Annotated in this window: 12 protein-coding genes; 7 read left to right on the plus strand and 5 right to left on the minus strand. The window is 43.0% G+C overall.

Features of this window, described 5'->3' with window-relative positions:
• The first annotated feature begins 13 nt into the window (after positions 1-13).
• From ribH to pgpA, 4 genes are all read left to right on the plus strand, one after another.
• Positions 14-487 carry a 6,7-dimethyl-8-ribityllumazine synthase gene (gene ribH, locus G6Q48_RS12085; protein ID WP_004905531.1) on the plus strand — a complete coding sequence of 158 codons (474 nt, stop codon included), beginning with the start codon at positions 14-16 and terminating at the stop codon, positions 485-487.
• Between the two features lie 103 nt (positions 488-590).
• A complete protein-coding gene (nusB, locus tag G6Q48_RS12090; RefSeq protein ID WP_036958557.1) occupies positions 591-1,007 on the plus strand; it encodes a transcription antitermination factor NusB in 417 nt (138 codons plus the stop codon).
• A 243-nt stretch (positions 1,008-1,250) separates the two neighbouring features.
• Positions 1,251-2,234: a thiamine-phosphate kinase gene (thiL, locus tag G6Q48_RS12095; RefSeq protein WP_166266683.1), complete on the plus strand. Its 984-nt coding sequence runs from the start codon at positions 1,251-1,253 to the stop codon at positions 2,232-2,234.
• A 1-nt stretch (position 2,235) separates the two neighbouring features.
• Entirely contained in the window at positions 2,236-2,754 is a 519-nt protein-coding gene (gene pgpA, locus G6Q48_RS12100; protein WP_166266685.1) for a phosphatidylglycerophosphatase A, read from the plus strand.
• Between the two features lie 314 nt (positions 2,755-3,068).
• On the opposite strand, the gene G6Q48_RS12105 is transcribed toward pgpA, so the two are convergent.
• From G6Q48_RS12105 to fixA, 5 genes are all read right to left on the minus strand, one after another.
• Positions 3,069-4,394, minus strand: a complete 1,326-nt coding sequence (locus G6Q48_RS12105) for an MFS transporter (protein ID WP_241098700.1) — start codon at positions 4,392-4,394, stop codon at positions 3,069-3,071.
• Between the two features lie 76 nt (positions 4,395-4,470).
• Positions 4,471-4,758: a ferredoxin-like protein FixX gene (gene fixX, locus G6Q48_RS12110; RefSeq protein ID WP_102139020.1), complete on the minus strand. Its 288-nt coding sequence runs from the start codon at positions 4,756-4,758 to the stop codon at positions 4,471-4,473.
• Positions 4,755-6,041: an FAD-dependent oxidoreductase FixC gene (fixC, locus tag G6Q48_RS12115; protein ID WP_166266687.1), complete on the minus strand. Its 1,287-nt coding sequence runs from the start codon at positions 6,039-6,041 to the stop codon at positions 4,755-4,757. Before fixC ends, fixX begins: the two co-directional genes overlap by 4 nt.
• 53 nt (positions 6,042-6,094) lie before the next feature.
• On the minus strand, positions 6,095-7,036 hold the full coding sequence (locus G6Q48_RS12120; protein WP_166266689.1) for an FAD-binding protein: 942 nt from the start codon (positions 7,034-7,036) through the stop codon (positions 6,095-6,097).
• Between the two features lie 11 nt (positions 7,037-7,047).
• A complete protein-coding gene (fixA, locus tag G6Q48_RS12125) occupies positions 7,048-7,818 on the minus strand; it encodes a putative electron transfer flavoprotein FixA (RefSeq protein ID WP_166266691.1) in 771 nt (256 codons plus the stop codon).
• Between the two features lie 511 nt (positions 7,819-8,329).
• Here fixA and caiT point away from each other — a divergent pair.
• The 3 genes from caiT to caiB all read left to right on the plus strand — a co-directional run bounded on the left by caiT (position 8,330) and on the right by caiB (position 12,308).
• Complete coding sequence (gene caiT, locus G6Q48_RS12130) at positions 8,330-9,847, plus strand: L-carnitine/gamma-butyrobetaine antiporter (protein ID WP_102139024.1); 1,518 nt, start codon at positions 8,330-8,332, stop codon at positions 9,845-9,847.
• Between the two features lie 34 nt (positions 9,848-9,881).
• A complete protein-coding gene (gene caiA, locus G6Q48_RS12135; RefSeq protein WP_166266693.1) occupies positions 9,882-11,024 on the plus strand; it encodes a crotonobetainyl-CoA dehydrogenase in 1,143 nt (380 codons plus the stop codon).
• 63 nt (positions 11,025-11,087) lie between these two features.
• Positions 11,088-12,308: an L-carnitine CoA-transferase gene (gene caiB / locus G6Q48_RS12140; RefSeq protein WP_166266695.1), complete on the plus strand. Its 1,221-nt coding sequence runs from the start codon at positions 11,088-11,090 to the stop codon at positions 12,306-12,308.
• Positions 12,309-12,353: the final 45 nt, after the last annotated feature.

Raw genomic sequence — 12,353 nt, forward strand, 5'->3', positions numbered from 1 at the left:
TTAGAGGAAGGCTATGAACGTAATTAAAGGTGTTGTTGCTGCGCCACAAGCGCGTGTTGCTATCGCTATCGCTCGTTTTAACAACTTTATTAATGATAGTCTGCTGGAAGGTGCTGTTGATGCGTTAGAACGCATTGGTCAGGTTTCAAATGACAACATTACAATTGTGTGGGTTCCAGGCGCTTATGAGCTGCCGTTGACCACAAAAGCATTAGTTGAAACGAATAAATACGATGCAGTCATTGCATTAGGTACGGTTATTCGTGGCGGTACCGCTCACTTTGAATATGTTGCAGGTGAATGTAGCTCCGGCCTATCCCATGTCGCGATGAACAGTGAAGTGCCAGTGACTTTTGGTGTGTTAACCACTGAAAATATCGAACAAGCCATTGAACGTGCGGGTACTAAAGCAGGTAATAAAGGTGCTGAAGCTGCACTGACAGCACTGGAAATGATTAATGTAATTAAGGCCATCAAAGGCAAATAATACACAATTAGCTCTATGTTGCCGTTTTTTCGCCACAATGGTGTAGATAACGCAATGCAACAAGTGTTTTTTGTGTACAGTTTTTAAATTTAAGGGGAATCTTGTGAAACCTGCTGCTCGTCGCCGCGCTCGTGAGTGTGCTGTACAGGCCATTTATTCATGGCAATTATCTGGCAATCCAATTGCTGAAGTCGAATATGAGTTTATTGCTGAACAGGACATGTCAGACGTTGACGTAAACTATTTTCGTGAACTGTTATCAGGTGTTGCGACCAACGCGACAAAACTTGATCAACTGATGGCGCCTTATTTATCTCGTCAGCTCGAAGAGTTAGGGCAGGTAGAAAAAGCGATTTTACGTGTCTCCATGTTTGAATTAAGTTTCCGTGAAGATGTACCTTATAAAGTTGCAATCAATGAAGGTATTGAATTAGCGAAAGTTTTTGGCGCAGAAGATAGCCATAAATTCGTTAACGGTGTATTAGATAAAGCTGCACCTGCGGTTCGCCGTAAAAAATAATAATACCAGGGTTCCCTCCTGTTGCACTACGGTAATGAATAGGTAGGCTGGGTTCCAGTCTACCTTTGTGTTTATATGCTCGCGATATTTCAATGATAGGTGAGCGAAAAATAATTGTGGCCAATTAGATACGTTATTTAGGTTAGCAATTATGCATTATTTACCTATTATTGAATTATTAGGGTGTAAATTATTTGCTTCGTCTCAAACGAAAATAGATATAGCGAAAACGGAAAATCTACCATGTCATATGGCGAATTTGACCTCATCGCGCGTTATTTTAACCGTCAAACCACTAACCGACGTGATGTTAATATCGGTATTGGGGATGACTGTGCGTTGATGACCATTCCAGAAAAACAGCAACTTGCTGTAAGCACTGACACTCTTGTTTCTGGTATTCACTTCCTACCAACCATTTCACCAGCTGATCTTGCTTATAAATCATTAGCCTCTAATTTAAGTGACCTTGCGGCGATGGGGGCGGATCCTGCATGGGTTTCTTTAGCAATTACATTGCCTTGCGTTGATTGTGATTGGTTGCAATCCTTTAGTGATAGTTTGTTTGAACAGCTTAACTATTATGGAATGCAATTGATTGGTGGTGATACAACACGCGGACCAATGAGTTTAACCTACACGGTTCATGGCTTAGTACCGAATGGTAAGGCGATGTCTCGCGCAGGGGCGCGCAATGGTGATTGGATTTATGTCACGGGTACTCTAGGTGATAGCGCAGCTGGCTTAGCTATTTTGCAAGATAAGCTGAATGTTAAAAATGTAGAACATCAAGAATGGCTAATTGCGCGTCATTTACGTCCGCAGCCACGTATTTTACAAGGCCAAGCGTTGAGAAACCTTGCTTCTTCAGCAATTGATATTTCGGATGGTTTAGTTTCTGATCTTAACCATATCTTGAAAGCGAGTGGTTGTAGCGCACGCATTAATTTAGATGCATTGCCTCAATCAGAAGCGTTGAAACAAAGTTGTAGTATTGAGCAAGGGCGTTTATGGTCTTTGAGTGGTGGTGAAGATTACGAACTCTGTTTTACCGTTCCTGAAATTAATCGTGGGGCGTTAGAGATGGCATTAGCGCATACGGGATCAGGCTTTACGTGTATCGGGCAAATTAAGCCGCAGTCTGAAGGAATTAGCTACTTTTGCAATAACCAAGAAGTTGATGTAAACCTAAAAGGTTTCGATCATTTTGTTTCGGAAGGTGCATAGAATGGCAAGTCGCCAAGAAAAAGCAGAAGCAAAAAAACGGCTAAATATGCATAATCCTTGGCACTTATTGGCTACGGGGTTTGGTAGTGGCCTTTCGCCTATTGTGCCTGGCACAATGGGCTCTCTTGCTGCGATACCTTTTTGGTTATTAATGGCAAATATGCCAATTTGGAGTGTGTGGGTACTCATTGTTGTGGGTTTTTGGATTGGTTGCCTAATTTGCCAGCGCACTTCCGACGATATGAAAATTCATGACCATGGCAGTATTGTTTGGGATGAATTTATCGGGATGTGGATTACGCTAATGGCGATCCCTGTTGTTGATTATGAGTGGGTCATCACCGCATTCTTTATTTTCCGCATTTATGACATGTGGAAGCCATGGCCGATACGGTTTTTTGACCGAAAAGTCAGCGGCGGTTTTGGTATTATGATTGATGATATTATTGCCGCGATTTTTGCCTATGTGACTATTTGGTTGCTGGTTTGGTATGAGATCATGCCATTCTCAACCAACTAAATACGCGTCATATTTTGCGCTGTGGCGTTGTTGGCCGCGTTCATTCGCCCTAGTCACATACTTTTGTATGCTCCTAGGGTCTTATTCACTTGCCGCCTAGCCACAACCCAAACTATTTAGCGTATTGGTATTTATCGTATTTCAAACTAAATACGCGTCATATTTTGGCTGTGGCGTTGTTGGCCGCGTTCATTCGCCCTAGCCACATACTTTTGTATGCTCCTAGGGTCTTATTCACTTGCCACCTAGCCACAACTCAAACTATTTAGCGTATTGGATATAATTGCTCATCGTAGTAACTTCTCTTGCTTCTCTTACTTCTTTCCACGCCGAATACCCATCACTGAGGTTTGCGCTAAGGTTAAGCCTTTGGTTTCGGGGGCAAATAGAACTGAGACAATCAACCCTATAAGTGAAACACCCGCTCCCATCAGCACTACCGAACTGACGCCGTATTTAGTGATAAATAGCGGTAGTGCCCATGTTGAAAAAATGGTTCCAATCCTGCTGATGGACATAATTACCCCAACGGCAGAGGCACGGATATCTGTTGGGAATAGTTCATTAGGATAGAGCCATTGTAAAATACCGGGGCCGCCTGAAAAGAATGCGTAAATGCCAAACATAATAATCACAAGGCAAATACCGAGGTTTGAGAATAGCCCAAGTATCGCCAGTGCAAGAGTCATAATGGCAAAACTACCAATCAATAGTGGCCGCCGTCCCATTTTATTTAGCCAATACATCGCGGGTAAGCAGCCTAACATAAAGAATAGGCTGATAACCACGTTACCCAGTGCGGCATTTTTCCCTTGATCCCAACCGAGCTGGCCAACAATTTGTGGGCCAAAGGTGTAAATTGCAAACATCGGGATCACTTGGCAGGTCCAAATAATGGCAGTGAATAGAACGAAAGAAAAATGGCGCTTAGTGAATAACTGGAGGAAATGTGTTTTTTGTTGTTCTTCAGCTTCGAATACCACGGGCTGGCCAAACAGCTTTTCCATCATTTTTTCGCACTCTTTGACCCGGCCTTTACGAATAAGCCAAAGAGGGGACTCCGGTAAATCAAAACGGCCTATTAAAATGACGATGCAGGGGATAACTGCACTGCCAAGCATCCAGCGCCAGCCATCTTGAACGTCATACAGCATATAACCGACGAGATTGGCACAGGTTGCGCCCACATACCACATTGCCGCAATAAAACCGACAGCAAATGCGCGTTGTTTGGTATTAGAGAATTCGGTGATCATTGACGTTGCAATCGGGTAATCTGCACCAATTACTATCCCGATTAAGAACCGCATGATGAGCAGCTCCATCGGTGTTGAGACAAACATGGTCGCAACAGAAATAGCACCAATGGCAACAATATCAATTAAGAACATTTTGCGGCGACCGACTTGGTCACAAATATAGCCGAATAGGGAGGTTCCTATGAAGAGACCCGCAAGTGTTGCTGCTCCGAGTAAGCCAATCCATTCGCTACTTAAGCTTAATACAGGGGTAAGTTGTTCTAAAGCAACGCCAATCAGGACTAACACATAACCATCCAGAAAAGGCCCACCGCTACCCCACAGCATGATCCGCCGGTGAACGGAAGAAAATTGAATGTCATCAAAACTTTTTGGTTTCATTATGCATCCCTGTATCAGCGCAAATAACCGCTCAAAAGCTCTCGAAGCATGTTACTTCGAGAGTAATGCGAAATAATCAGCCGTAACGAAATTCAATACCAAATGTGCCGCGTGGGTATTCCCATTTTTCTAATGCACTATCTAGGCCTAGAATACGGCAAGTGCCACATTCAAGGCAGCCTGCATAGTCGAAACGAACTGAACCATCTTCTTGTTTTTTATACAAACCTGCTGGGCAGGCTTTGGTTAATGTTTCAAGCACCTGCATGTCTGGATGCTCTTTCACAACAATATGTGGGTTTTCTTCATCGACATTAAATTTATTAATACCGAGTTTGATATCAACGTTGACTGGATTACTCATATTGCTCTGACTCCTTTGATTCCATCCTTGAGCAAATTCATAAAGCCCACTTTTTTCGCGTGTTGTAACATGGTCTTACGCAGCGGGATAGGAGCTTCATCTGAAATAGTGAATAGCTTTTTCGCAATACCGACAGCCATTTCTGGATAGGCAGAGAACATGCGTGGATTATCCAAAAATTCAGGCATTTTTTGGTACATGTTCATATCTCGAAGAGGGCCTTCGTTGAGTAATTTGAGGTACTCACAGAGTCCTTGTTTACTAAAGTCCTCTTTTTTCATCGCGTTGAGTACTGCATTTGCCGCGGCTTCACCTGAAGCGACCGCTAAGTCCATTCCGCGAATGGTAAAGCCTAAGTTCATACACATACCCGCAGCATCACCAGCAATTAAAACACCATCGCGTACCAATTCGGATTGCATTTTTAGACCCGCTTCAGGGACGACGTGTGCGGCATATTCGAGCATTTTCCCGCCTTCAATTAGGGGGGCGACGGCAGGGTGATTCTTAAAGTCTTCTAACATTTGAGGAACAGACTTTTTGGCGTCTTTTATGTGGTGTAAACCACAAACTAGACCTAAAGAAACCGTATCTTCGTTGGTATATAGGAAGCCGCCTCCCATTAGGCCATCAGTAGGAGCCCCTGCAAATAACCATGCAACACCTTCTTTTTCTTTAAGATTAAAACGGTTAGCCAGGATATCTTTCGGTAGTTCAATAAGCTCTTTTACTCCAACCGCGACATGTTCCGCACTGACGCGTTTTGTCATACCAAGTTGTTCGGCAAGCAGTGAATTGACGCCATCCGCTAAAATGACCACTTTAGCTTCAAGTACGTCTCCATCAGCCTCAACACCAACTACCTTGCCATCGCGTTCAACTAACTTATCAACTCGAATCCCCGTAATACACTGTGCACCAGCATTTTCAGCTTGTTCAACTAGCCATGGGTCGAGTTTGCCACGTAGCACAGACCAAGAGGTTTCCTCTGGTTTTTGTTCAGCTGCATTTTGGAAATCGACGGTTACAGCGCCAGTTTCTGTCATGAATGACAGCTTTTCTCGGGTGATCATGCGTTCGATAGGTGCGTCTTGGGTAAACCCAGGAATGATCCGTTCTAAACTATGGGCATACATTCGCCCACCCGTTACGTTTTTACCGCCCGCGTAGTTTCCTCGTTCAATTAGGAGAACTTGAGCACCTTCACGGGCAAGTACCAGTGCAGCAACCGAACCAGCTAGGCCAGCGCCTACAATGATCGCATCAAAAATATCGTCGGACATAGTTTCTCCAAAGGTCACTAAACAGCGAGGCTAAAGCCCCACTGTTATTTGGTTTATTTAGCCAGTTGTTGAGTGAGTACCGGGAGGATTTTGAATAAATCCCCAACGATCCCATAGTCTGCGAATTGGAAAATAGGGGCATTTTTGTCTTTGTTAATGGCCACAATAATTTGGGCTCCATTTGCACCAACCATGTGCTGGATTTGACCTGAAATCCCTACTGCGAGATAAAGCTCTGGTTTGAGCATCAAATTGGAGATCCCAACGTAGCGCTCATGTTCCATCCATTTTTCATTTTCTGCGACTGGGCGTGAACAGGCAATTTCAGCACCAATGGTATCTGCTAATGTTTTGGCTATTGCAATGTTCTCTTGGCTACCAATCCCACGACCCACACTGACTACCAGACGCGCTTTGTCTAGTTCAACGGAGTTACCTGCTTTTTTCTGAACCGAGGTACGTACAATAGATTGTTTTGGTTCGACCCATTGCACAGCTTGAGCCGTACCGCTACGTGATGCATCATTTTGTGCAGCTTCAAATGTACCTGTCGCGAGGGTGGCAATCGAAAATGAGCTCTCTAAGGTTTCTTGACCAAAGGCTAGACCGCCGTAAACCATATGTTTAATAACGGGTTTTCCTGATTCGACTGTAATTGCTGCCGCATCGTTAGAAACGGCTGCTTGCAGTCTAGCGCCTAAACGTGCCGCTAATAATTTACCCCTACGGGTGTTAGGTAATAGCAATAAACCGTTATCGCCATACTGTTTGATGGTTGAAACGATAGTGTCCGCATAATCTTCAATAATGCGATCGTCAGGTTTACCTGCCAGTTGAAAAACTTGCGTTGCACCGAGTTGGAAAGCTTGTGAGCTTTGTGTGTCATCAAGTGCGAATACATTGACTTGCTCTCCTAGAGCAAGGGCGCCACCGATAAGTTCAGGTAAGCGAGAAGTCATGTCACTAAATACCCAAACGGTTGATAATTTGCTCATAACGCCTCCGATTAAATAATTTTTCTTAAATGTTCAGCAAATTGTGCAATTTGGTCTTCGCCATCACCTTCAATGATGATGCGCTGGCGGACTTTTTGCTTAGGTGCCGCAATAGATTGCGCAGAAAGAGCTGCAACGTTATCTAAACCAATATCAGCCATCGTCCAAGCTTGAACGGGTCTTTTAGCAGCGCCTAAAATTGCTTTCATTGATGGAATAACGGGAACGTTAATATCGGAGGTAACAGCGACAATGGCTGGTAATGGTATGGATAGCGTTTCAATTTCATCTTCTAGCTCACGCTCTATAACCACCGTGTCAGCGGTGATTGAAACGACTTTCTTCACACCGTTGATGGCAGGAACTTGCAGTGTTTCGCCCATCAAGATACTAACTTGTTGTGCATTTAAATCAGCGGAACCATCACCACAAATAATTAAATCAAAACCGACTTTTTGAGCTGCAGAGCTCAAGGCCAGAGCCGTTTGATGTGGTAAGGCTTGTTCCAGTTGGTCATCAATAACAACCACAAGTTCATCTGGGCCACGAGATAAAACGTCTTTACGTGCTTTCATGTTGGTCAGTGCTTTACCACCGACACTTAACGCAATCACTTTACTGTCAGCTTGCTGCGCTTTTATTTGATTAGCGGTTTCAATTGCATTTAAATCATATTGACTGATTTTGGTATCAGCACGTGAAAAATCTAAAGAACCATCTGCGCTATTTACAATAATATCTTGTTCATCAGGAACAGATTTATAGCATGTAATAATATTCATTACATCTCCTAAAATAATATTAATAAATATGATCCGTTTCGGTTTCGGATTATATAATTATCATGAACTGGATATTTAAAAATAAAACCTAGGTCACCAATATTGAAAACCTTAAAATAAAGTCGGTTTAAATATTCATACTGATACCCTACTCACCAATACTGTAAAAATCATCAACTTATCAACGAAATGTTCAATATTGCTACCCTAATCACCAATACTGAAGGTATTTAATAACATTAATGTTACACAATATTTTATCTCTATGTATTTATTGGTATTTAAAATCATTTCAAATGGAATAAATAATAACAATTATTTATCACGAATAATATTGTGACCTTAATAACAGAATTGTTAATGACGAGTCGACATGATTTGAATAGTGATTGAATTAATGCGGAATTAAATTTTTAGGGGTTTATGGGATTTAATAATAAATAAGTAATGAGGTGTTAAATAATATCTATTCTTAAAGCTTATATATTAAATAATAAATTGGGAACGAACTATGAGCAAAGAAAATAAAAAGGGTGGAATAGAACCAAAAGTTTTTTTTCCACCGTTGATCATTGTTGGACTATTGTGTTGGCTAACTGTCCGTGACCTTGATGCTTCAAATGAAGTGATCAACCAAGTCTTCAGCTATGTCACTAATGTGTGGGGCTGGGCATTTGAGTGGTACATGGTTGTGATGTTTGGTGGATGGTTCTGGTTGATTCTAGGGCCTTATGCCAAAAAACGTTTAGGAGAAGAGAAGCCGGAATTTAGCCGTGCGAGCTGGATTTTCATGATGTTCGCATCTTGTACCTCTGCAGCGGTACTTTTTTGGGGGTCGATTGAAATCTATTATTATGTTTCTACACCGCCTTTTGGCTTTGAATCTTATTCAAACGAGGCCAAAAATATCGGGCTTGCATACAGCTTGTTCCATTGGGGGCCATTACCATGGGCGACCTATAGCTTCTTATCTGTCGCATTCGGTTATTTCTTCTTTGTCCGCAAAATGGATGTTATTCGTCCGAGTAGTACGCTAGTTCCTCTGGTAGGGGAAAAACGTGTCAATGGTTGGTTTGGGACTCTTGTTGATAACTTCTATCTCGTTGCTTTGATATTAGCAATGGGAACCAGTCTAGGGTTAGCAACACCGTTGGTTACTGAATGTATTCAATATTTATTTGGTATTCCACATACCTTACAACTTGATGCCATCATCATTTTCTGCTGGATCATTCTAAATGCAATTTGTGTGGCTTTCGGCCTGCAAAAAGGGGTGAAGATTGCCAGTGACGTACGTAGTTATCTCAGTTTCTTGATGTTGGGATGGGTATTTATCGTTGGTGGTGCTAGCTTTATTGTTAACTACTTTACCGATTCTATCGGTGTCCTAATGATGTATATGCCACGTATGCTGTTCTATACAGATGCGGTTGGTAAAAGTGGTTTCCCACAGGGCTGGACAGTATTTTACTGGGCATGGTGGGTTATCTATGCCATTCAAATGTGTATCTTCCTCGCACGTATATCGAAAGGCCGTACTGTCCGTGAATTGTGTATTGGTATGGTTGCGGGTTTAACCGCAGGATCGACATTAATTTGGACTATTTTAGGAAGTAATACTCTACAACTGATTGATAAAGACATTATCAACATTCCAAAACTGATTGAAGAATTCGGCGTTGCACGCGCCATCATTGAGACATGGGCTGCCTTACCTTTGAGCACTGTAACAATTTGGGGCTTCTTCATCCTCTGCTTTATCGCCACGGTCACATTGATTAATGCTTGTTCATACACTCTCGCTATGTCGACTTGTCGCGCAGTGAAAGAGGGTGATGAGCCACCATTATTAGTGCGTATCGGTTGGTCTGTCTTAGTCGGTGTTATCGGCATTGTATTGCTGGCTCTAGGCGGATTAAAACCAATACAAACCGCGATAATTGCTGGAGGATGCCCACTTTTTTTCGTCAACATCATGGTAACGCTTTCCTTTATTAAAGATGCCAAAGTGCATTGGAAAAATGACTAATTTATTCAAAAACAACATGTAAGAGGTTATTGATATGGATTTTAGATTGAATGATGAGCAGGAGCTGTTTGTCGCAGGGATCCGTGAACTCATGGCCAGTGAAAACTGGGAGAGCTATTTCGCACAGTGCGACCGCGACAGCCAATATCCTGAACGTTTTGTAAAAGCCTTAGCGGACATGGAAATCGATAACCTGCTGATCCCAGAAGAATATGGCGGCTTAGATGCAGGGTTTATTACGGTAGCTGCAGTATGGATGGAATTAGGTCGCCTAGGTGCACCAACCTATGTGCTGTACCAATTACCGGGCGGTTTTAACACCGTACTGAGGGAAGGGACTCAAGAGCAAATTGATAAAATCATGGCGTTTCGCGGCACAGGTAAACAAATGTGGAACTCTGCGATCACTGAGCCGGGTGCCGGTTCTGACGTCGGTAGCCTGCAAACCACTTATCAACGTCGTAACGGCAAAGTTTATCTTAACGGTAGCAAATGCTTTATCACCAGTAGTGCCTACACACCGTATATCGTGGTGATGAGCCGTGATGCAGATTCGCCGGATAAACCTGTCTTTACTGAGTGGTTCTTGGATATGAGCAAACCGGGTATCAAGGTGAATAAACTTGAGAAACTGGGTTTACGCATGGATAGCTGCTGTGAAATTACGTTCGATAACGTTGAACTTGATGAAAAAGATATGTTCGGCCGTGAAGGTAATGGTTTTAACCGTGTGAAAGAAGAGTTTGACCACGAGCGTTTCCTTGTGGCTCTGACTAACTACGGTACAGCAATGTGTGCGTTCGAAGACGCGGCTCGCTATGCAAATCAGCGTGTTCAATTCGGTGAAGCAATTGGTCGTTACCAATTAATTCAAGAAAAATTTGCACATATGGCGATCAAGCTCAATTCAATGCGCAACATGTTATATGAAACTGCATGGAAGAGTGACAACGGATTGATCACCTCGGGTGATGCAGCGATGTGTAAATACTTCTGTGCAAATGCGGCGTTTGAAGTTGTGGATTCTGCGATGCAAGTACTCGGCGGTGTCGGAATTGCAGGTGAGCATCGAATTGCACGTTTCTGGCGTGACTTACGTGTGGATCGTGTATCTGGTGGTTCAGATGAAATGCAAATACTAACACTAGGCCGCAGTGTACTGAAACAGTACCGCTAATAACTGAATGCTTATAGGTTGGCTTTTTTAGCGAGCCAACCAAGTTTCACAGGAGACGAGAACATGGCAGAGCATCTACCTATGCCAGAGTTTGGCCCATTAGCTGGGGTCAGAGTGGTATTTTCAGGGATTGAAATAGCCGGCCCATTTGCAGGACAAATGTTTGCAGAGTGGGGCGCAGAAGTGATTTGGATAGAGAACGTAGCGTGGGCGGATACCATTCGTGTTCAGCCTAATTACCCTCAGTTATCAAGGCGTAACCTGCGTGCATTATCACTGAATATCTTTAAAGATGAAGGGCGAGAAGCATTCCTGAAGCTAATGGAAACAACGGATATATTCATTGAGGCTAGTAAAGGACCCGCATTTGCCCGTAGAGGGATCACCGATGAGGTACTTTGGGAACACAACCCAAAATTGGTTATCGCTCATTTATCAGGCTTCGGACAATATGGCGACCCTCAATACACTAACCTAGCGGCCTACAATACCATTGCACAGGCTTTCAGTGGTTATCTTATCCAAAATGGTGATAAAGACCAGCCAATGCCAGCCTTCCCTTATACCGCAGATTATTTTTCTGGCATGACTGCCACAACAGCAGCTCTCGCAGCACTGTATAAAGCGCGTGAAACGGGTAAAGGGGAAAGCATTGATATCGCCATGTACGAAGTGATGTTGCGTATGGGGCAATACTTCATGATGGATTACTTCAATGGTGGCGAAATTTGCCCACGTATGACCAAAGGGAAAGACCCGTACTACGCGGGTTGTGGGCTCTATAGCTGTAATGATGGCTATATTGTGATGGAAGTCGTTGGTATCACTCAAGTACAAGAAATATTTAAAGATATTGGTCTTGGTCATTTACTAGGAACGCCAGAAATACCTGAAGGGACTCAGCTCATTCATCGAATTGAATGTCCTTATGGACCTTTAATGGAAGAAAAACTCGATGAATGGCTAGGCGCACGCTCGATTGATGAGGTGTTAGCAAGGTTGGCTGAGCTGAACATTGCAAGTGCGAAAGTATTAACTATTCCTGAGCTAGATACTAACCCTCAATACATAGCTCGGGAGTCGATTACCAGTTGGCAGACCATGGATGGGCGCACATGTCGTGGTCCAAACGTTATGCCAAAATTCAAAAATAATCCGGGCCAAATATGGCGCGGTATGCCATCACATGGCATGGATACCACTGATATATTGAAAAATATTGGATATAGCGAAACAGATATTCGGGGGTTAGTCGACAAAGGACTGGCCAAAATAGTGGATTAATTGAATGAATATTCAGGTCAATTAATCCATTGGCCTGAATATTCA

The organism is Providencia sp. M-27, assembly GCF_011077905.1.
Classification (GTDB): domain Bacteria; phylum Pseudomonadota; class Gammaproteobacteria; order Enterobacterales; family Enterobacteriaceae; genus Providencia; species Providencia huaxiensis.